18 protein-coding genes are annotated in these 20,383 nt (G+C 73.6%); 3 read left to right on the forward strand and 15 right to left on the reverse strand.

Annotated elements, in window-relative coordinates:
• Window positions 1-21 precede the first annotated feature (21 nt).
• From IF83_RS0106290 to IF83_RS0106310, 5 genes are all read right to left on the reverse strand, one after another.
• Window positions 22-963, reverse strand: a complete 942-nt coding sequence (locus IF83_RS0106290) for an ROK family glucokinase (protein ID WP_030543037.1) — start codon at window positions 961-963, stop codon at window positions 22-24.
• Window positions 964-1,021: 58 nt separating this feature from the next.
• A complete protein-coding gene (locus IF83_RS0106295) occupies window positions 1,022-1,561 on the reverse strand; it encodes a DUF5304 domain-containing protein (protein WP_030543038.1) in 540 nt (179 codons plus the stop codon).
• Between the two features lie 158 nt (window positions 1,562-1,719).
• Entirely contained in the window at window positions 1,720-3,303 is a 1,584-nt protein-coding gene (locus IF83_RS0106300) for an ArsA-related P-loop ATPase (RefSeq protein WP_030543039.1), read from the reverse strand.
• Between the two features lies 1 nt (window position 3,304).
• Window positions 3,305-3,754, reverse strand: coding sequence for an SRPBCC family protein (locus IF83_RS0106305; protein WP_030543040.1), 450 nt, complete (start codon window positions 3,752-3,754; stop codon window positions 3,305-3,307).
• 146 nt (window positions 3,755-3,900) lie between these two features.
• On the reverse strand, window positions 3,901-4,680 hold the full coding sequence (locus IF83_RS0106310) for a metallophosphoesterase family protein (RefSeq protein WP_078843215.1): 780 nt from the start codon (window positions 4,678-4,680) through the stop codon (window positions 3,901-3,903).
• A 293-nt stretch (window positions 4,681-4,973) separates the two neighbouring features.
• Between IF83_RS0106310 and IF83_RS0106315 the strand changes: the two genes are divergently transcribed.
• Window positions 4,974-6,770 carry an AMP-dependent synthetase/ligase gene (locus IF83_RS0106315; RefSeq protein ID WP_030543042.1) on the forward strand — a complete coding sequence of 599 codons (1,797 nt, stop codon included), beginning with the start codon at window positions 4,974-4,976 and terminating at the stop codon, window positions 6,768-6,770.
• 307 nt (window positions 6,771-7,077) lie between these two features.
• Here the strand turns inward: IF83_RS0106315 and IF83_RS0106320 are convergent, their stop codons facing one another.
• The 6 genes from IF83_RS0106320 to IF83_RS0106345 all read right to left on the reverse strand — a co-directional run bounded on the left by IF83_RS0106320 (window position 7,078) and on the right by IF83_RS0106345 (window position 14,191).
• Window positions 7,078-8,208, reverse strand: coding sequence for a glycosyltransferase family 4 protein (locus tag IF83_RS0106320; protein ID WP_030543043.1), 1,131 nt, complete (start codon window positions 8,206-8,208; stop codon window positions 7,078-7,080).
• A gap of 454 nt (window positions 8,209-8,662) precedes the next feature.
• Complete coding sequence (locus IF83_RS0106325) at window positions 8,663-9,895, reverse strand: hypothetical protein (RefSeq protein ID WP_051722511.1); 1,233 nt, start codon at window positions 9,893-9,895, stop codon at window positions 8,663-8,665.
• A 90-nt stretch (window positions 9,896-9,985) separates the two neighbouring features.
• Entirely contained in the window at window positions 9,986-11,011 is a 1,026-nt protein-coding gene (locus IF83_RS0106330) for a C40 family peptidase (protein WP_030543045.1), read from the reverse strand.
• A gap of 203 nt (window positions 11,012-11,214) precedes the next feature.
• A complete protein-coding gene (locus IF83_RS0106335; RefSeq protein WP_030543046.1) occupies window positions 11,215-12,243 on the reverse strand; it encodes a C40 family peptidase in 1,029 nt (342 codons plus the stop codon).
• Between the two features lie 321 nt (window positions 12,244-12,564).
• A complete protein-coding gene (locus IF83_RS0106340; protein ID WP_030543047.1) occupies window positions 12,565-13,932 on the reverse strand; it encodes an NYN domain-containing protein in 1,368 nt (455 codons plus the stop codon).
• Between the two features lie 19 nt (window positions 13,933-13,951).
• Window positions 13,952-14,191 carry a hypothetical protein gene (locus IF83_RS0106345; RefSeq protein ID WP_030543048.1) on the reverse strand — a complete coding sequence of 80 codons (240 nt, stop codon included), beginning with the start codon at window positions 14,189-14,191 and terminating at the stop codon, window positions 13,952-13,954.
• A gap of 195 nt (window positions 14,192-14,386) precedes the next feature.
• On the opposite strand from IF83_RS0106345, the gene IF83_RS0106350 reads away from it, so the two are divergent.
• Together IF83_RS0106350 and IF83_RS0106355 are read left to right on the forward strand one after the other, a co-directional pair.
• On the forward strand, window positions 14,387-15,148 hold the full coding sequence (locus IF83_RS0106350) for a rhomboid family intramembrane serine protease (protein ID WP_030543049.1): 762 nt from the start codon (window positions 14,387-14,389) through the stop codon (window positions 15,146-15,148).
• Window positions 15,145-15,426 carry an Lrp/AsnC family transcriptional regulator gene (locus IF83_RS0106355; RefSeq protein ID WP_030543050.1) on the forward strand — a complete coding sequence of 94 codons (282 nt, stop codon included), beginning with the start codon at window positions 15,145-15,147 and terminating at the stop codon, window positions 15,424-15,426. Before IF83_RS0106350 ends, IF83_RS0106355 begins: the two co-directional genes overlap by 4 nt.
• Window positions 15,427-15,495: 69 nt before the next feature.
• On the opposite strand, the gene trpD is transcribed toward IF83_RS0106355, so the two are convergent.
• The 4 genes from trpD to qcrC all read right to left on the reverse strand — a co-directional run bounded on the left by trpD (window position 15,496) and on the right by qcrC (window position 20,315).
• Entirely contained in the window at window positions 15,496-16,560 is a 1,065-nt protein-coding gene (trpD, locus tag IF83_RS0106360) for an anthranilate phosphoribosyltransferase (protein WP_030543051.1), read from the reverse strand.
• A gap of 253 nt (window positions 16,561-16,813) precedes the next feature.
• On the reverse strand, window positions 16,814-18,445 hold the full coding sequence (qcrB, locus tag IF83_RS0106365; RefSeq protein WP_030543052.1) for a cytochrome bc1 complex cytochrome b subunit: 1,632 nt from the start codon (window positions 18,443-18,445) through the stop codon (window positions 16,814-16,816).
• Window positions 18,442-19,509 (reverse strand): cytochrome bc1 complex Rieske iron-sulfur subunit, encoded by a 1,068-nt coding sequence (gene qcrA, locus IF83_RS0106370; protein WP_030543053.1) that lies wholly within the window; start codon window positions 19,507-19,509, stop codon window positions 18,442-18,444. Before qcrA ends, qcrB begins: the two co-directional genes overlap by 4 nt.
• A complete protein-coding gene (gene qcrC, locus IF83_RS0106375) occupies window positions 19,506-20,315 on the reverse strand; it encodes a cytochrome bc1 complex diheme cytochrome c subunit (RefSeq protein ID WP_030543054.1) in 810 nt (269 codons plus the stop codon). The genes qcrA and qcrC overlap by 4 nt, the downstream gene beginning before the upstream one ends.
• Between the last annotated feature and the right edge of the window lie 68 nt (window positions 20,316-20,383).

Here is a 20,383-nt window from a genome sequence, read left to right on the forward strand (position 1 = left end):
TCCCTGCGGCTCCGCCGCGGGTCAGCCCTGGCGCGCCAGGTCGGCGGCACCCACCAGACCGGCCTTGCCGCCGAGTTGCGCGGCGAGCACCTGCGCGTGCGGCCGCCACTGGCTGCCGACCAGCCAGCGCCGGAAGGACTTGCGGATCGGCTCCAGGACCAGGTCGCCCTCGTCCGAGACCCCGCCGCCGATGATGAACGCCGAGGGGTCGAAGAGCGAGGCCAGATCGGCCAGCCCGGCGCCGGCCCAGCGGGCGAGTTCGCGGAACGAGTCGACGGCGACCGGGTCGCCGCGCCGCGCCGCCTGGCTGACGTGCCGGCCCTCGATGCCCTCGGGCGTTCCGTCGCCGAGCGAGAGCAGGATCTCCGCGTTCTCGGGGGTGGCCACGGAGCGCTGGCGGGCGTAGCGGACGAGGGCGCGCCCGGAGGCGTACTGCTCCCAGCAGCCCTGGCTGCCGCAGCCGCACAGCAGGCCGTCCGGCACGACCCGGACGTGCCCGAACTCGCCCGCGACGCCGAAACGGCCGCGGCGGAGCTTGTTCCCGATGATGATGCCGCCGCCGAGGCCGGTGCCGAGCGTGATGCAGATGACGTCGTCGTGGCCGGCGCCGGCGCCGAACTTGTACTCGCCCCAGGCGGCGGCGTTGGCGTCGTTCTCGACGACGACCGGGAGCCCCACCCGCTGCTCGACCTTGTCCTTGAGCGCCTCGTGGCGCCAGTTGATGTTGGGGGCGAAGAGCACGGTGGCCCGCTTCTCGTCGACGTACCCCGCCGCGCCGATGCCGACGGCCGAGATCTCGTGGCCGGTGCTGACCGTGCGGACCGCTTCCGCGATGGCGTCGATGACGCCCTCGGAGGTCGGTGGGGTCGCGACCTTGCTCGTTTCGAGAATCGAGCCCTCTTCGTCGACCACGCCAGCTGCGATCTTCGTGCCGCCGATGTCGACGCCGATGGTGAGTCCCATGTGTCCCTCAGTTGTCCGGTCGATCCCCGCTGCGTGACCAACCGTACCGGAGCTGTGGTCAGTCGAGGTCGATGCGCTGGCTTCCGGACGGACCCTCGGGACCCTCCCGCCCCTCGCGGGCCTCTCCGGTCTCCTCCCTGCTCTCGGGGCTGCCGGGGCTCCCGGGGCCGGCACCGGAGGCCGCTCCGCCGTCCCGGGTCCAGCGGCTCTCCTGGCGCTCCACGGCGGAGCGGTAGGCGGCGAGGAGCTCGGAGCCGGCGGCGGCGAGGTGGTCGAAGACGTCCGGGTTGCGCTCCACGACCGGTTCCACGGCGGCCTTGGCCCGGTCGACCAGCTGCTGCACGGCGCTCTGCGCGGCCAGGCCCGCGACCGGGAGCTGCAGCGAGGAGAGCTTGTCCGTCACGGCGTCGGCCAGTTTGCGCAGTTCCTCGGCGGCGCTGCCGGGCGGCCTGCCGTGCTGGGCGCGGCGGCGCGCCTTCTCGGCCGCGAGGTCCTCGGCACAGGCCGTGGACCAGGCGTCGGCGTCGGTGGCCGGGGCCGGACTCGGGGCCGGGGTCCCGGCGGGTTCGGCGGCCGGGCGCTCGGTGGGATCGCTCATTGCGGGCTCCTGCTGCGGGATCGGCGGTCAGGCGCCTCTGCGGGCACCCCCGCCTTCGACGGTACCGGAACCGCCGCCGATGGCCGTCTTAGCGGCATGGACCCCGGGGCTGTCCGGCCCTTCACGGCACGCCGCTCCCGGCCGCGCCGCGCCGGCTCTCAGGGGGTGCGGGGCCAGAGCCCGGGCTCGGGCACGAAGCGGACCCGCAGCTCGCCCCCGGACAGCCCGGCGCCGGCCACGGTGCAGCGGCGCAGCGCCGGCGGCAGCGGGACGATGCGGCGGAACGGACCGGCGGCGACGAGGAGTTCGTCCCCGCGCCGCACCAGTTCGAGGTCCCCGCGCTCGGCTCCGGCCAGCGGGACGCGCCAGACGAGCACCCCCTCCTCGGCCCGCCGGTCCTCCACGGGCCAGCCGGGGGCGCCCGGCGCCGGAGTGGGCGCGGGAGTGCGCTCCGGCGCGGGGACCGGTACGGCGCCGTGCACGGCCTCGCCCCGCGGTGCCCGGCCGTACGGGGCCGGTACCACCGGTGCGCCGGGGTGGTGTCCGGGGCTCCCGGGCGGCCGGTGCCCGAGTGCGGCGGCCAGCGCGGTGAGGTCCTCCGGGCCGCGCGGTTCGCGGCCGAGGTGCGGCAGTTCGTACACGGCCGAGCCGGTGTCCGGGTCCGCCCACTCCTCGTACAGGGCTTTCAGGGCGGTCTGCTGCTCGCCGGAGAGGGCCGCCAGCCAGGGGTCGGCCGAACCGGTGGGCAGCACCTTTCCGGCGACGACCGCGTCGACACGGTGGCCGTGCAGGGCGAGTCCCGGGCGGAGCCGGCGGAGCGTGTCGACGGCCGCCGGACCGGGCTCGGCGACCAGCCGCAGTGTGGTCGTCGGAGCGCTCAGCACCTCCTTCGCGGCGGCGAGTTCGGCGCGGGCCCGGTCGGCGGCCTCGTAGAGCCAGGGGGCCGGCATCGGCACCCCCGCGAGCTGCGCGAGCACCGGCCGCAGGGCCCGGGCGGCCTGCCGCCGCGGGGGCAGCAGCCGGTCCAGATACCAGCTCAGCTGTTCGGGGAGCGCCAGGACGGCCAGCGCCTCCTCGGCGGGCGGCAGATCGACGACGACCAGGTCCCAGGCGTCCGGAAACCCGGTCCCCGCCGCCGGATGCTCCGCCCCGGACGGGCCGCCCGCCGTGCCCGCGCCGGAGGCGGGTGCGGTGGCCGGCACGCTGCCGGAGACGGAAGCGGCGGTGGACGCGGGGGCGGATGCGGAGGCGGCCGATCCGGGGGCGCGCGCCGGCAGATCGCGGACCGCGCGGAGGGCGCGGAGGACGGCGAGCCGCCCGGCATCCGGCAGGATCGCGAGCTCGTCCCGGTGGAGCGGAGAGGCGCCCAGCAGGTCGAGTGCCGGTCCACCGCGCTCCTGGAGGGCAAGGAGGCGTTCCCGCAGGTGTTCCCCGCCCTCGACGCGGGCCGCCCAGAGACCGGGCGCGGCGGACACGGGCACGGTCCAGGGGGCGCCCGGGGTGTACGCGGCATCCGCCGGGGCGTGCGGCGCCGCTCCGGGCTCCGGAGCGCGGGTGGCCGCGGCGGGCGCCGGGAGCGCGCGCCCCAGTACCGCGTCCAGCGGGCCGGGCCGGCCGGTGGTCAGCAGCAGGACGCGCCGCCCGCACCGGGCCGCGGCGAGGGCGGAGGCCGCGGCGGCGGTGGTACGGCCCGCCCCGCCGGGGCCGGTCACCAGGACCGTGCGGACGAGGGGGCGCGTCACCTCAGGCCTGCGCGCCGCTCTCGACGCGCTTCTTCAAGCCCGCCAGGGCCCGGTCGATGATGACCTTCTCGGCCTTGCGCTTGATCATGCCGAGCATCGGGATCTTGACGTCGACGGTCAGCTGGTACGTGACCTCGGTACGGGCGCCGCCGTCGAGGGGAGTCAGCCGGTAGGTGCCGTCCAGGGAGCGCAGCATCTGCGACTTCACCAGCGTCCAGCTCACCTCGTGCTCGCCGGTCCAGGTGTAGGCGAGGGTGTGGTCGTCCTTGATCGCACCGGCGTCGAGCACCAGCCGGACCTGCTCGGCCCGGCCCCGGTCGTCCTTGGCCAGCACCTCGGCCTCCTTGACCTCCCCGGTCCACTCCGGGTAGCGGTCGAAGTCGGAGATCACCGACATGACCTCGCCCGGTGCCGCCTCGATCGTGATGTTCGAGCTGGTGTGTTCCGCCATCGCGGTGGCTCCTTCACTGCGGTCGGCTCCGGCCTGCGCCCCTGCTGGTGAAGGCTACCGCGCGCCGTGACCGGCCCCGGCGGGCCCCTCCCGCCGGCCGTCCGCACCCTCCTCCGCCCCGCCGGGCGGGGGTTGCCCGCCGCCGGTCACCACTCCAGCGCCCACGGCGTCCCGGTCGCGGCGAAATGGCCGACGTTGACGCACTCCGTGGCGCCGACACGCATCCGGCGCGCCAGCGGCTGGTGCACATGCCCGAACAGGGCGTAGCGCGGGCGGAGTTCGCGGATCGCCTCCAGCAGGGCCGGACTGCCCCGTTCGAAGCGGCGGGCCACGGTGTCGTAGCAGAGCTCGGGGACCTCCGGGGGGATGTGCGAGCACAGCACGTCCACCTCACCGAGGGCGGCCACCTTGGCGGCATAGGTCTCGTCGTCGATCTCGTACGGGGTGCGCATCGGGCTGTGCAGTCCGCCGCCGACGAAGCCGAAGACCCGGCCGCCGATCTCGGCCCGCTCGCCGTCGAGCACCGTGACCCCGTGCGCGCCGGCGTACTCCGGCCAGAGCGCCGGGATGTCGACATTGCCGTAGGTGGCGTACGTCGGCCGCGGGAAGGCGGCGAACAGCTCCGCGTACTGCTCGCGCACCGCGGACTCGATGACGCGGCGGCGCTCCCCCTCCCCGCCGCCCAGCCCGGCCCACAGCCGGGCGCCGAACTCGCGGGCCTCCCGGAAGCGGCGGGCGGTGCGGAGTTCGACGATGCGCTCGGCGTTCTCCGTCCCGAAAAGCCGCGGGAATATCCCCCGGGAGCGATCCCTGTAGTCCAGGAACAGCACGAGGTCGCCGAGGCAGAGCAGGGCGTCGGCCCCGTCGCCCGCCCTGGCGAGGTCCTCGCTGTTCCCGTGTACGTCACTGACCACATGGACTCGCATGCGCTGGACCCTACGCCGTCCGCAGCATCCCGGGGAGACGGCCGCGACCTGCGGTTCCTTACGGACGGCGGAAGAACTGGACTACGCTTCGGGCAGCACCCCCGTGCCGCGGTCCGGTATGCGTGACGCACTGTGTGACGCGTAAAACATCTGGGCGGCCCCCCTATCGGGGAACCAATACCGGTGGGTAACGTCCAAGGTCGTCGTCCCCTTCCCCCTGATCAAGGACCGCGGCCGCGGCAGCACGCCGGTTACGACGTGGCAGCACCGGCGCCCAATGAGGAGCAGCAGTCTTGCGTGAGTTCAGCCTTCCGGCCCTGTACGAGGTCCCCGCGGACGGAAACCTGACGGATCTCATCCGGCGCAATGCCACGCAGCATCCCGAGGTGGCCGTCGTCGCGCGCAAGCGGGACGGCCAGTGGGAGGACGTGACCGCGCGGGAGTTCCTGGCCGAGGTCCGCGAGACCGCCAAGGGCCTCATCGCCGCCGGGGTCCGTCCCGGCGACCGCGTGGCCCTCATGTCCCGCACCCGCTACGAGTGGACCCTGCTGGACTTCGCGATCTGGAGCGCCGGCGCCGTCAGCGTCCCCGTCTACGAGACCAGTTCGCCCGAGCAGATCGCCTGGATCCTCAGCGACTCCGGTGCCGTGGCCTGCCTCGTCGAGACCGACACGCACGCCGGCGCGGTCAACTCCGTACGGGACCGGCTGCCGGAGCTGCTGCACGTCTGGCAGATCGAGCGCGACGCCGTGGCGCAACTGCGGACCGAGGGCGCGGGGATCACCGACGCGGAGGTCGAGGAGCGCACCTCGCTGGCGGACGCCGACTCCCCCGCCACCATCGTCTACACCTCCGGCACCACGGGCCGCCCCAAGGGCTGCGTCCTGACGCACCGCAACTTCTTCGCCGAGGCCGGCAACGTCGTGGAGCGGCTGCGCCCGCTGTTCCGCACCGGCGAATGCTCCGTCCTGCTCTTCCTCCCCGTCGCCCACGTCTTCGGCCGGCTCGTCGAGATCGCCGCCGTCCTCGCGCCGATCCGCCTCGGCCACTGCGCCGACATCAAGAACCTCACCGAGGAACTGGCCTCCTTCCGGCCGACGATGGTCCTCGGTGTCCCGCGCGTCTTCGAGAAGGTCTACAACTCCGCGCGGGCCAAGGCCCAGGCCGACGGCAAGGGCGGGATCTTCGACAAGGCCGCGGACGCCGCCATCGCCTACAGCCGCGCCCTGGAGACCCCCTCCGGCCCGTCGCTCGGCCTGCGGATCAAGCACAAGGCCTTCGACAAGCTGGTCTACAGCAAGCTCCGCTCGGTGCTCGGCGGCCGCGCGCGGCACGCCATCTCCGGCGGCGCCCCGCTCGGCGAGCGGCTGGGCCACTTCTACCGCGGCATCGGCTTCACGGTCCTGGAGGGCTACGGCCTCACCGAGTCCTGTGCCGCGACGGCGTTCAACCCCTGGGACCGGCAGAAGATCGGCACGGTCGGCCAGCCGCTGCCCGGCTCCGTCATCCGGATCGCCGACGACGGCGAGGTGCTGCTCCACGGCGAGCACATCTTCACCGGCTACTGGAACAACGAGGCCGCGACCCGCGAGGCCCTCTCCGACGGCTGGTTCCACACCGGCGACATCGGCACCCTCGACGAGGACGGCTACCTCGCGATCACCGGCCGGAAGAAGGAGATCATCGTGACGGCCGGCGGCAAGAACGTCGCCCCCGCCGTCATCGAGGACCGCATCCGGGCGCACGCGCTGGTCGCCGAGTGCATGGTCGTCGGGGACGGCCGGCCCTTCGTCGGCGCGCTCATCACCCTGGACGAGGAGTTCCTGCCGCGCTGGCTGGCGGAGCACGGCAAGCCCGCCGGCACCACGGCCGCCGGACTGCGGGACGACCCGGAGCTGCTGGCCGCCGTCCAGAAGGCCGTGGACGACGGCAACGCGGCCGTGTCGAAGGCCGAGTCGGTGCGCAAGTTCCGCATCCTGCCCGCCCAGTTCTCGGAGGACTCCGGGCACGTCACGCCGTCCATGAAGCTGAAGCGGGCCGTGGTGGCGAAGGACTTCGCCCACGAGATCGAAGCCCTGTACACGAAGTAGGCGTACGCCCAGCAGGCCCGGCGGGCCCGGCCGCTTTCCCGGGGAGTTCACCCGAACCGCGGTTGGCCGGCCGGGTCCGCGGGGATCGGGCCGGCTCCGACGCGATGCCTGCTCGCGCGCGGACGGACACACACGGAGACAGGCCGGATCCCGGACGGGGAGGCAGGCTCCCGCCACCCGCACGGCCCCGTCCGGGCGGCGGTCCCGCTCCGGCCCGGCGGCCCCCGCCGGTCCGGGAGGCCCCCCGGTCCGGGAGGCCCCGGCGGTCCGGGCGCCTCCCGTCGCCCCGAGCGGCGGGCGGCCGTCGTCAGAGCAGGGAGGCCAGGCGGTCCGCCAGCAGGTCGCGGCGCCAGCGCTCCTCGATCCAGGCGCGCCCCCGCTCCCCCATCCGCCGCCGCAGCTCCGGATCCCGCAGCAGCGTCACGATCCGCTCCGCCGCGTCCGGCACGGACTCCCCGCGCACCACCCAGCCGGTCTCCCCGTCGAGGACCGCGTCCGGCGCCCCGCCCGAGTCCCCGGCCACCACCGGCAGTCCCGTCGCGGAGGCCTCCAGGTAGACGATGCCGAGCCCTTCGACGTCCAGCCCGCCCCGCCGTGTACGGCACGGCATCGCGAAGACGTCCCCCGCGCCGTAGTGGGCCGGCAGTTCCTCCCAGGGCACCGAGCCGGTGAAGAGCACCGAGTCCGCCACCCCACAGGTACCGGCGAGCTTCTCCAGATCCTTGCGGTACGGTCCGCCGCCCACGATCAGCAGCACCGTGTCCGGTACGGCAGCCCGGATCGCCGGCATCGCCCGGATCAGCGTGTCCTGCCCCTTGCGCGGGACGAGCCGCGACACGCACACCACCACGGGCCGGCCGGTGAGCCCCAGCCGCGCCCGCACCTCGTCGCCCCCCGAGCCCGGGTGGAACGTCTTCTCGTCGACGCCCGGCGGCAGTTGCACCATGCGGTCCGCCGCCTCCGGGGTGAGGACGGCGGCGATCCGGGAACGGGTGTACTCCCCCAGATACGTCATCGTGTCGGTGCCCTCGCCGATCCTGCGCAGCAGCCGCCGGGCGGCGGGCAGCTGGGCCCAGCCGGCCTCGTGCCCGTGCGTGGTCGCGACCAAGCGGCGGGCGCCGGCCCCGCGCAGCGCCGGCGCCATCAGCCCGAGCGGGGCGGCGGCGCCGAACCACACCGAGGTGCAGCCGTGCTCCCGCAGCAGTTCCGCCGCCCGGCGGGTCACGCGCGGGGTGGGCAGCAGCACGCTCGTGCGGTCCCGGATGACGGGGAAGGGCTGCTCCGCGTCGAACCGGGCCACCTCGGTGCCGTCCTTCCAGGTGGAGGCGTAGACGACGAGGCGGGCCGGGTCCAGGCGCAGCGCCATGCTGTGCAGAAAGGACTGGATGCCGCCGGGGCGGGGCGGGAAGTCGTTCGTGACGACCAGGGTCTTGTCCATCCCGGCCGACAGTACCGGGTCCCCCGCAGCGCCCTCCGGGGTGCCCGGGACCCCGGGAGCCGGGCCTGCGGGACGGGAAGCGGAGTCAGGACGCCGGGCAGTCGGGCAGCCGGGCAACCTGGCCGAGGGAACCCCCGGCACGGAACCGCCCAGCGTGCCCCGGCCCCGCCACGGGCCGGCCGGGACGGGGCTCCGGGGTGCCCGGGACCGCTCCGGCCTCGTCGTGCGTCCCGCACCGCGGCGCACCACACCAGGCCGCTGGTGTACGGCAACCGGGCGGGTGGGAGGGCAGCACCCCGCGCGCAGCGCGGAGGCCGAACACAACCGCCGAAGGCGGCCGGCACCGGGCCCGGGCTCACAGCCCGTACGCCTGGGGCGGAAACCCGTACACCGGGGCGGGAACTCCGAACACCTGCGGAACCCCGCAGAAACCGCGGAACCCCGCGGCCCCCGCTCAGCCGAGCCGCTCCGTCACGTACGCACGCCAGCGCGCGGTGAAGGCGTCGGGGCCGAGCCCCAGCCGCTCGCGCAGCGCCGACTCCAGGGCGCGGGACCGGTCCGGTCCGGCCTCGCCCACGGCCCGGTAGAAGGAGACCAGCGTCTCCTCGCCCCACTCCTCCGCGATCATCCGGCAGGCGAGCCATCCGGCCTCGTACGCGCGGGCCAGCCGGCCGGCGTCTCCGGTGAAGGCGAAGTCCTCGTCGTCCGGGAGGGCCTCGGGGGTGCGGCCCGCGGCGGCTTCGCCGGCCAGTCCGGGGGCGATCCGGGCCGCGGGGCGCTCCGTGCCCCGGTAGCCGGCCCAGTCGGCGAAGCCCTCGGAGAGCCAGAGCGGAGTGGCCGGCGAGGTGTGGGCACGGGTGGCGACGTGGGTCGTCTCATGGGTGAGGACCACGTCCTGCCCGGCCTCGCCGAGGATGCCGTAGGCGTCCGGGTTGACGATGACGCGGTCGGCAGGTCCGCTGCCGGGCGTGCCACCGGTCCGTCCGGTGGTCACGGCCGCTATCCCGCGGTAGCTCCCCGGTGGGTCGCCGAGCAGCTCCGCCATCTCCGCCGGGGAGCGCGGCACGAGGACGACGACCCGGCGGGCCCAGGGGCCGCGCCAGGCCGCGTCGACGGCGGGAACGGCCCGGTCGGCCGCGCGGGCGATGTCCCGCAGCCGGCGGCGGTCCTGGCCGACGCCGAGCACGAGGCTGCGGCCGCCGCGGACGGTGGCGACCCGGCCCTGCTCCCACAGCGGTTCGGGCCCGTCGCCGGCGGGGTGCTCCGCGGCGATGTACCAGCGGCCACCGCGTTCGGCGAGGGTCAGCCGCTGGTCGGCGGTGGCCGGCCCGGCGTCGTGCCCGCCGAGCCGGTAGCTCAGCCGGACCCGGACGGCGAGGCGGCGGCCCTCACCCGGCGCGGGCTCGAAACCGCCGGTGCCGGTGAGCTGGTATTCCCAGGAGGAGAAGGGGACGTCGGCGAGGTTCCGCAGCACCTCCCGCTGGCGGGCGCGGAGCCGGCCGGCCGAGGGGTCCACGTCCGCGAGGAACCCGCGTTCGTCCCGGTCGAGGACGGCGGCCGCCCGCCGGTCCAGCAAACCCTGCACGGACCGGTCGCCGGGATCGGCCCGGCCGCACCCGGGCAGCAGCGCGAGCACCGCCACGACACCCAGCGCGGCGGCGCCCGCTCTCCCGTACCGCCCCGGCAGCACCACGCTCCCGATCGTACGGCCGCGACCGGCGCCCGATGCCGCCCGGATCCGGGCACGACGGCGCCGCGTTCCGGGCGGCGCCGGGGCTCAGACGCGGGTGACGGTGGCGTTCGGCATCAGGCCGACCGGGTCGTAGCGGACGGCGGCGCCGGGATGCGGGGCGTGCACGATCTGGCCGTTGCCGACGTACATGCCGACATGGCTGGCGTCCGTCCGGTACGTCACCAGGTCGCCGGGGCGGGCCTCGCTCAGCGGCACCCGGCGGCCGGCGAGCCGCTGCGCCTGGGAGGTGCGCGGGAGGGTCACCCCCGCCTGTTGGTACGACCAGTAGGTGAGACCGGAGCAGTCGAAGGCGCCCGGGCCCGTGGCGCCCCAGACGTAGGGCCGCCCCACGGCCGCCCGGGCCGCGGCCACGGCCGCCGCCGCGCGGCCGGACGCCGCGGTGCCGCCGCCGGGGAATTCCGTGCGGCCGCCGTCGCGGGCGGCCCGGCGGTGCTCCTCGCGCTGCTCCGGCCCGAGGGAGTCCAGCAGGCGCCGCGCACGGACGAGCCTCGACTCGACGGTCCGCTTGTGGCGGCTGACGGCCTCCCGGCTGCGCTCCGCCTCCGCGAGCCGGCCGGCGGCGCGGGCCCGCTCCTTCCGCAGCTCGGTCTGCGCCCGCCGCAGGGAGCGCAGTTGGCCGGCCTGGCGTTCGCTGACGCGGTTGAGGGCGACGGCCCTGGCCAGATACGTGTCCGGGTCGGAGGAGAGCAGCAGCCGCAGACCCGGGTCCACACCGCCGGTGCGGTACTGGGCGCCGGCGATGGAGCCGAGGACGCCGCGGAGCCGGTTGACCCGCTCCTGGCCCCGGGCGACGCGGCCGGAGAGCCGTTCGGCCTCCGCGCTCAGCCGCCGGTACCGCTCACCCGCGGCGTGGTACTTCTCGGTGGCCCGCTCGGCCTCGACGTGGAGCCTGCCGACCGCGGACCGGATCTCCCCCGGGCTGTCCTGCGGCTCGGCGGCCGCCGGGGCGATGGACAGCGCCACCGCGGCCGTCGCCGCCGCGGCGGGCAGCATGGTGATGCGGTTGGACTGCGTGAGGCCGGCCTTGCCGGCCCGGCGATGGGATGCCACTGGTGGCCGTGCTCCCTTCCGCTGAAGGCCCCGGAGGCAACCGGGGCCGGAGAACTGCGGGCAGAGAGTAACCAGATGACAGCGCAGGGTGAAAGGACCGAACGGGGGCCGGACGCGCCGCGCCCCACCGGAGACGCAGGTCACCGGTGGGGCGGAGGGAGCCGGCCGCCGCTCGATTCGCTCGAACGGGCGGTGTGTCGTAACTAGCCGATCCGGACGCCGAACTGGAACGGCATGTTGTTGATCGACTCGTAGCGCACATTGGCGCCGGGCTTCGGGGCGTGGAGGATCTGGCCGTTGCCGGCGTAGAGGCCGACGTGGTGCAGATCGCCGTAGAAGAAGACCAGGTCGCCGGGCTTGAGGGCGCTCTGGCCGATCCGGGTGCCGTCGTTGGCCTGGGCCTGCGAGGTGCGGGAGATGCCGACGCCGGCCTGGGAGTAGGCCCAGGACGTCAGCCCGGAGCAGTCGAAGGAGCTGGGGCCGGTGGCGCCCCAGACGTACGGTGCGCCGATCTTGGACTGCGCGGCGGAGAGGGCGGCTGCGGCACGCTGCGACTCCGGGACGTCGCTGCCGAGGTCGACCCGCTGGCCGGCGGTGCGGTTGGCGCGGTCCTCCTTGGCGGCGAGCTCGGCGCGCTCCGCGGCCGTCAGGGTGTTGAGCAGGTCGCGGGCCTTGGCCAGCTTCCCCTGGATCTCGCGCTTCTTCTCCCCCAGCGCCTCACGAGTGGTGTCGAGGTCCTCCAGCTTGCCGGCGGCCTCGGCGCGCTGCTGCTGGAGCGTGCGCTGCTTCTCGGCGATCCTGCCGAGGGCCTCGGCCTGCTTGCCGCTCAACTGGTTGAGCGTGGAGGCCCGTTCCAGATACGTGTCCGGGTCGGAGGAGAGCAGCAGTTGCACGGACGGGTCGATGCCGCCGGAACGGTACTGGGCGGTGGCCATCGAACCGAGGCCGTTGCGCAGGTCGTTCAGGTCCTCCTGGCCGCGGGCCACCTTGTCCTGGAGGTTGGAGACCTCTTCTTCGAGCTTCTCCTGCTTCTCCTTGGCACCGTTGTACTTCTCGGTGGCCACCTCGGCCTCTTCGTACAGCTTGTCGACCTTGGCCTTCACTTCGTTCTTGGAAGGCTGCGGTGCGGCCTGTGCGGCCTGCGAGGTGATGGCGACGGCTGCGGCCGCGGTGGCCGTGAGCACGCTGACGCGCGCCCGGCCGGGCTGCCTGGGTCGACGGTGGGACGCCACGGAGGCGATCTCCTTCTTCCTCCAGCCGCCTGCCGGGAGGATGGGACGCGGCCCCGGCTCCGGTGTTCGGCTTCCGGGTCCTGCCCGAACATGCCGGATTCGGCGGTTCCCCCGCGGATATCCCGGATGGATGATCAACCGCGCGGAGGTTCGGGGCCGACCCTAGTGACCCTCCCATGATCGGTTCAAAGGGTGATGCGAAAAAATTCCCGCGGAGAAGGTTTTTTTACCCGAAGTCACACAGTCGGTGACAGCCGTCTGACACTGCGTGCCACGCAAGGCCCCGCTGCCGCCCCGACGGGCCCAGCGGCTCCTGACGGGTCAGGTGCGCGCGAGCCGCCTCAGCAGCAGCGTCGAGGCCACAGGGCGCGCGCCGGCGCGCGCCACTCCGTCCGCAACCTCGCGGTCGGCGGAGACCACGACCACCGGGCGCCCCGGCGGCTCGGCGCGCACGATGCGGCGGATCAGCTCGTCGGCGGTCTGCCCCGGCTTGCTGAACAGCACGCGCACACCGCGCGGCGGCGCCAGCAGCACCGGCGCGGCCAGCTCCGCCCCGTCGAACACACAGGTCATCTCGGCGCCGGTCTGCGCGGCCAGCACCGCCAGCCCGCCCAGCAGCCGCAGCCGCTGCTTGTCCAGCGGCATCGTCGGATAGCCGGTCTTGGTGACGTTGTAGCCGTCGACCACCAGATGCGCCTGCGGCAGGGCGAGGAGCTGGTCGAGCAGCGCCGGGTCGGTCTCGGAGAGCGCGCGGGTGGCGATGTCCTTCGGTGTCATCCGCCCCGGCTCCACCGCGTCCACGGTGTCGGCGGGACGCTGCGCGGCCGGCGGCAGGGCCAGTTCCCGGCGGAGCCCCTGCGCCGCGTCCAGCACCGTGTCGAGCAGCAGGCGCACCCGCATGTCCTCGACGCTGCGGCCCTCGCGCACGGCCCGCCGGCCCGCCTCCAGGGCCGACTCGGCCTCCGCGAGCCGGGCCCGCAGCCGCCGCGCCTCGCTGTCCGCCGCCGCCTTCTCGGCCGCGGCGGCGGCCCGTACGGACTCCAGCTCGGCCGCGGCCTTGCGGAGCGCGGCCTCACCGCGGCGCACGTCGCTCACCGCGCTGCGCAGCTTGCGGTGGAGGACGTCGGCCTCCTTGCGCGCGCTCTCCAGCTCGGCACGCGCCCGGTCGGCCTCGGCGCGGGCGGCGGAGCGGGCCTCGGCCAGCTCCTCGCGGAGCCGCCGCACCTCGCGGCCGGCCTCCTCGTCGGCCCGCTCGGCCCTGGCCCGCTGCACCTCCTCGCCGGCCGCGGCGACCAGCTTGGCCCAGCCCGCGGGCCGCAGTATGTACGCGAGCGCGGCCACCTCCGCCGGGTCGGCGGCGGCCGGCGGGGCGCCGGACTCCAGGGCTCCCGAGAGCTCGGGCTGGGTCTCGCGCAGCCGTTCGCCGACCCGCTGCCGGAAGAGCGGATGGCTCTCCAGGGCGGCCGCCATGGCGTTGCCCCCGAACCTGGCCCGGCGGCTGGGAGTGAACCGGGCGTACTGCCGCAGCTGGGGCGGCAGTTCCGCCATCGTCAGACTGCCGAAGGCATCCGCGACGAGGGCGACGACCCGGCGCCGCACACCCTCCGGCAGCGGCCGGTCGAGCACCTCTTCGGCACCGGCGGACTCTTCCGCGTCCCCGGCACCGTCGCCCGTGTGCTCCGCCTCCACCACCTGTCGCGCTCCGATCTCAGCCGCTCACACCGGGGCGGTCCACCAGTTCGATCTGGTCCACCGCGTTGCACCAGCGGCAGCGGACCGACTCGATCGTCTCACTGAGCACGTCCCGCTCCTCGACCGTGGGTTCCCCCGCGAGGTCCAGATGCACGTACTCGACCGCTCTGCTGGTGCGGGTCACGTCGAACCGGGTCAGGTTGCCGCACAGGGTGCAGCGCCACCGGGTCTCGGCCGTCGGCTGGGGAACGCCCATCGTGTCGTCCTCGTTTTCTGCGTCTTCTGCGCTTTTGCGCCGTCTGCACGTTCTGGTCCGCGGTGCGCCGTCGAACTGCGGGTCGCTCTCCCGCAACCCTACGGCCTGCCCGGGGCCCGCCGCCGGGGCCCGTACCGGGGCGGACGCACGGCGAGGCGTTCCGTCCGCCGGCGCCCGTTACGCCATGATCTGCCCATGCTGAGAAAGGCGCGCGGGCTCCTCGGCGGCCGCACCCCCGGGGGCGTGGCAGGCGGCGCGGCGGCGGACGGGGGTCCCGCCGTGGTGACCCGCACCCTGATCGGCCTGTGCTTCCTGTTCTTCGTACTCGGGCCCGTCTCCGGTCTCAACCCCGCACACGGAACCGGTGCCGAGCTCATCACGGCACGGAATGACCACTTCCGGCTCTGGGGCGTGGTGCCGGCCGAGCTGTTCGGCGGCTCGCCGGAGGCCCTGCTCACCCCGCTGACCGCGTTCTTCGTCCACGGCGGCTGGCTGCATCTGCTGGGCAACCTGCTCTTCCTCCATGTCTTCGGCCCTCTGCTGGAGGCCCGGCTGGGCCCGGCGCGCTACCTCCTGCTGCACGCCGGTACGGGCTACCTCGCGCTGGCCGCCTTCGCCGCGGCGGACCCGGCCTCCGACCAGCCCCTGGTGGGGGCCTCGGGGGCCGTCTCCGGGGTGCTGGGCGCCTTTCTGCTGCTCTTTCCCCGGGCCCGGGTCACCAGCCTCTTCCCGTTCCTCTTCTTTCTGCCGCTGCGCTTCCCGGCCTGGGTGGTGCTGCCCTTCTGGTTCGCCCTCCAGTGGCCGGCGGCCCGCGGCGCGGCGGAGGGGTCCGGAGTGGCGTACCTGGCCCATCTGACCGGCTTCCTGACCGGTTTCCTGTGGGCGTGGGCCCGCTACGGGGGTGGGACTAGAGTGAGCAGCGCAGACCGGGCGACCGAGGGAGACAGCCAGCCGTGATCACCGCGATCGTGCTCATCAAGACCAGCGTGGACCGGATCCCGGAGATCGCCGAATCGATCGCCGCCCTGGAGAGCGTCAGCGAGGTCTACTCCGTCACCGGCACCTACGACCTGGTGGCGATGGTGCGGGTGGCCCGGCACGACGATCTCGCCGATGTGATCCCCGGCCGGATCAACAAGGTCGAGGGCGTCGAGGCGACGGACACCCATGTGGCGTTCCGCACCTACTCGCAGCACGATCTGGAGGCCGCGTTCGCCATCGGCCTGGATTCCTGACGGGGGACTGCGTTTCCGGCCGGGGGGCGCCGGTCCGCGGGGCCCCGCGGACCGGCGCCCCTCCCGGGATCACGCGTTGGTCGCCGCGACCCAGCGCTCCAGCGTCCGGAGGGCGGCGCCGGAGTCGATCGACTCGGCCGCCCGCGCCATGCCCCCGGCGATCTGCTCGGTGAGCGGTGTGTCCGCCGGGTGGAGGGCGGCCAGTGCGGCGGCCGCGTTGAGCAGCACCGCGTCCCGCACGGGGCCCCGCTCGCCCGCCAGCAGCCGGCGCGCCACATCCGCGTTGTGCGAGGCGTCCGCCCCGCGCAGCGCCTCGACGGGCACCAGCTCGACGCCCACGTCCCGCGGGTCGAAGGACTCCTGACGCACCGTGCCGTCCCGCACGGTCCACACCTGCGAGGTGGCGGTGACCGTCAGCTCGTCCAGCCCGTCCTCGCCCCGGAACACCAGCGCGGAGGAGCCCCGTTCAGCGAGGACGCCCGCCATGATGGGCGCCATCCGGGCGCTGGCCACCCCGGTCGCCTGCGCGGTCACGCGCGCCGGGTTGGTCAGCGGGCCGAGGAAGTTGAAGGTGGTGGGGATCCCCAGCTCGCGCCGGGCGGCCGCCACATGACGGAGCGACGGGTGGAACTTCACCGCGAAGCAGAAGGTGATCCCGGCCTCCTCGGCCACCTCGGCCACCCGCCGCGGCGTGAGTTCGAGGTTGACCCCGAGCTTCTCCAGCACGTCGGAGGCGCCGCTCGCCGAGGAGGCGGCGCGGTTGCCGTGCTTGACCACCTTGGCGCCGGTGCCCGCGACCACGATCGCGGACATGGTGGAGATGTTGACGGTCCGGGCGCGGTCACCGCCGGTGCCGACGATGTCCACCGTGTTCCCGGGCACCTCGATCAGCCGCGCATGCTCGTACATGGCGCGGACCAGCCCGGACAGCTCGGCGACCGTCTCGCCCTTGGCGCGCAGCGCGACCGCGAAGCCGGCGATCTGGGCGTCGGTGGCCTCGCCCCGCATGATCCGGTCCATGGCCCAGGCGGTGTCGTCGGCGCCGAGGTCCCGGCCCTCGAGGAGTGAGGTCAGCACGTCGGGCCAGGTGCGGGCCGCCACGCTGCCGCCGCCTGCCGGGGTCACAACGTTCATGGTCCGCTCCTGGAATCCACGGGAATGAGGGCCTGGGGGCCGGCCTCGGCGGGCCCTGGGCCAGCCTAACGGGGCGGGGCGCCCGGCACGGGCCGCTGCCCGCACTCCGGACAGTCCGGTCGCGCACCCGCCCGTGCCGTCCCGCCGCGCCATCCCGCCGCGGTGCGTCCGCCGCGGACAGCCCGAGGGCCCCGGTCCTCCCCCGAGGGGACGGGCCGGGGCCCTGGGCTGTGTGGCGACCGCGGATACGGCCTCAGTGGTGGCCGTGGCCGCTCTGGATCTCCTTGAACTCCTCCGGGGTCGCCTTCGGGATCTGGGTGCCCTCGCCGTACCAGCCGCGCGAGAGGCGGGCCCGGAGCTTCTGGGTCCGCGGCACCTTGCGCCGGACGCCGTTCTCGTCGACCTCCGGGCCGGTCTCCAGCGGCTTGGGCTGCTCGTGCTGGGTCAGGGTGTAGAGCTGCTCCTGCGAGAGCGGCTCGTGCACCTCGACGAACTCACCGTGCGGCAGGCGCTTGATGATGCCCGCCTCGCGGCCGTGCAGCACCTTGTCCCGGTCCCGGCGCTGGAGGCCGAGGCAGATCCGCTTGGTGACGATGAACACGAGAACCGGCACCGCGAAGAAGGCGATCCGCACGAACCAGGTGACCGCGTTGATCGACATGTCGAAGTGGATGGCGAAGATGTCGTTGCCGCCACCCAGCAGCATCACCAGGTACCAGCTGATCCAGGCCGCGCCGATCGCGGTACGCGTCGGGGCGTTCCGCGGCCGGTCCAGGATGTGGTGCTCCCGCTTGTCGCCGGTGACCCAGGACTCGATGAACGGGTAGACCGCGATCACGGTCAGCACCAGCGGGAAGACCACCACCAGCGGGATGGCCACACCGAGGTTGAGCGTGTAGCCGCCCGGCAGGACGAACTCCCAGGCGGGCATGGCCCGGATGAGGCCCTCGGAGAAGCCCATGTACCAGTCGGGCTGCGCTCCGGTGGACACCTGGTCGGCCCGGTAGGGGCCGAGCGCCCAGATCGGGTTGATGGTGAAGAGCGCGGACAGCACCGCGATCACACCGAAGACCAGGAAGAAGAAGCCTCCGGCCTTGGCCATGTAGACCGGCAGCAGCGGCATGCCGACCACGTTCTTGTTGGTCTTGCCGGGGCCGGGGAACTGCGTGTGCTTGTGGTAGAAGACCAGGATCAGGTGCGCCACCAGCAGACCCAGCATGATGCCCGGCAGCAGCAGCACGTGGGCCGCGAAGAACCGCGGGATCACGTCGTGGCCCGGGAACTCCCCGCCGAACAGGAACATCGCCATGTAGGTGCCGACGATCGGCACCGACAGGATTGCGCCCTCCATGAACCGGACACCGGTGCCGGAGAGCAGGTCGTCCGGGAGCGAGTAGCCGGTGAAGCCGGTGAACATGCCGAGCACGAACAGCAGGAAGCCGAAGAGCCAGTTGATCTCGCGCGGCTTGCGGAACGCGCCGGTGAAGAACACCCGCATCATGTGCACGAACATGGAGGCCAGGAAGATCAGGGCCGCCCAGTGGTGGATCTGCCGGATGAGCAGACCGCCGCGCACGTCGAAGTTGATGTCGAGGGTCGAGGCGTACGCCTCGGACATCCGGACGCCCTGCATCGGGACATAGGCGCCGTGGTACTCCACCTCGGCCATGCTGGGCACGAAGAACAGCGTCAGATACACACCCGTGAGGATGATGATGATGAAGCTGTAGAGCGCGACCTCACCCAGCATGAAGGACCAGTGGTCCGGGAAGATCTTGCGCATATTGGCCTTGGCCAGGCTGTAGATGCCCAGCCGGCCGTCCGCCCAGTCGGCGACCCGCTCTCCCGCGGGCGCCTTGCGCCGGTTGTCGGTCGCCGTACTCATCCGCGCTCCCAGAAACTCGGGCCGACGGGCTCCGCGAAGTCCCCGAGGGCTTCGAGGTAGCCGTCCTCATTGACACCGATCCGCAGCTGCGGCAGGGGGTGGCCGGCCGGGCCGAAGATCACCCGCGCGCCGTCGGACAGGTCGAAGGTGGACTGGTGGCACGGGCACAGCACGTGGTGCGTCGACTGCTCGTACAGGGTGACCGGGCAACCGACGTGGGTGCAGATCCTCGAGTAGGCCACGATGCCCTCGTGGGACCAGTCGAGTTCCCGCTTGTCCTTGATGTCCTCCGGCTCGATCCGGACGATCATCAGAGCCGCCTTGGCGATCTCCTTCTGGAAATCGTGGTCGTCGTCCGCCAGGCCGTCCGGCTTCGCGAACGTCAGCGAGCCGACCGGGATGTCCTCCGGCCGCAGCGGCTCATTGGTGTTCTGGTTGACGAGCAGCTTGCCCTTGCCCCACAGCGTGTGCCGGAGCTTGTCCTCCGGCAGCGGGCCGAGGTCGCGCAGCAGCACCACACCGGAGAGCGGCACCATCGCCATCGCGCCGAACATCGTGTTGCGGATCAGCTTGCGGCGGCCGAAGCCGGACTCGGCGGCACCCTGCCGGAAGTCGGCCAGGACCTTGGCCTTGACCTCGGGCTCGGCGGCGATCGGGTGCCGGTCGTCGGCGACCTCCACGTCCGACATCAGCGTGCGGGCCCAGTGGACCGCGCCGGCGCCGATGCAGAACAGCGCGACACCGAGGGTGAGACCCAGGGCGAAGTTCAGCGCGCTGACGTGCCCGAACGGGAACACGTACACGATCTTGTCGATCGGGAAGATCACGTAGCTGGCGATGAAGCCGATGGTGGCCAGCATCGACACGACGAAGAGCAGCGCGATGGTGCGCTCGGAGCGCTTGGCGGCCCGCTCGTCGATGTCCTGGACGCGGTGCTGGTGGGGCGGCAGCCCCGGGTCCGCGAACGGGTTGTCCGCGGTGGTCACCGCGCCGTCGTGAGCCGTTGCCTGCTCACTCGGCAGGGATTCTTGGGACACGTCTTTGTTGGATCCAGTCTGACTCATGACTTCCTGGCCTTTGCGGTCCGGGCGGCGACCCAGATGGCGACGGCGATCATCGCGCCGAGACCGAAGGTCCAGGCGAACAGGCCCTCACTGACCGGGCCGAAGCCGCCGAGGTCGAGACCGCCGGGGTTCGGGGAGTCGTCGCTGTTGACCGCGTCGAGGTAGGCGATGATGTCCCGCTTCTCCTGCTCCGGCATCGTGGTGTCCGGGAAGACGGGCATGGCCTGAGGGCCGGTCAGCATCGCCTCGTAGATGTGCTTCGGGCTGACGCCTTCCAGCTTGGGCGCGTACTTCCCCTCGGTGAGGGCACCGCCCTTGCCGGTGAAGTTGTGGCACTGCGCGCAGTTGGTGCGGAAGAGCTCTCCGCCGTTCGCGATGTCCGCGCCCTCGGGGTTGTACGCCTCCTTGGCCGGCACGGCCGGGCCGGGGCCGAGGGAGGCGATGTACGCGGCCAGCTGGTCGATCTCGGCCTGCGTGTAGACCACCGGCTTCTTCGGCGCCTGGGCGCCCGGCTGCTGCATGGGCATCCGGCCGGTGCCGACCTGGAAGTCAACGGCGGCGGCGCCGACGCCGACCAGCTGCGGGCCGTCGGTGGTGCCCTGACCGCCCGTGCCGTGGCAGCTCGCGCAGCCGGTGGTGTAGAGCTGCTTGCCCTCCTTGATGGCAAGGGACTGAGCGGTGGTGTCGGCCTGGGCCTTGTCCGCGGGTGCGAACGCCGCGTACAGCCCCCCGGTGACCGCCAGCGCGAAGAGTAGGACGACAAGCGCCGCCAGCGGATGGCGCCGTCGTGCGGAGAGCTTTTTCACGGATTACCCCGGTGTCAGGATCTTCTGCGTCGATGCTTCTGGCTTGGTGTGCTGCGGGTCCGTCGGAC

This window comes from Streptomyces albus subsp. albus (genome assembly GCF_000719865.1).
Classification (GTDB): domain Bacteria; phylum Actinomycetota; class Actinomycetes; order Streptomycetales; family Streptomycetaceae; genus Streptomyces; species Streptomyces albus_E.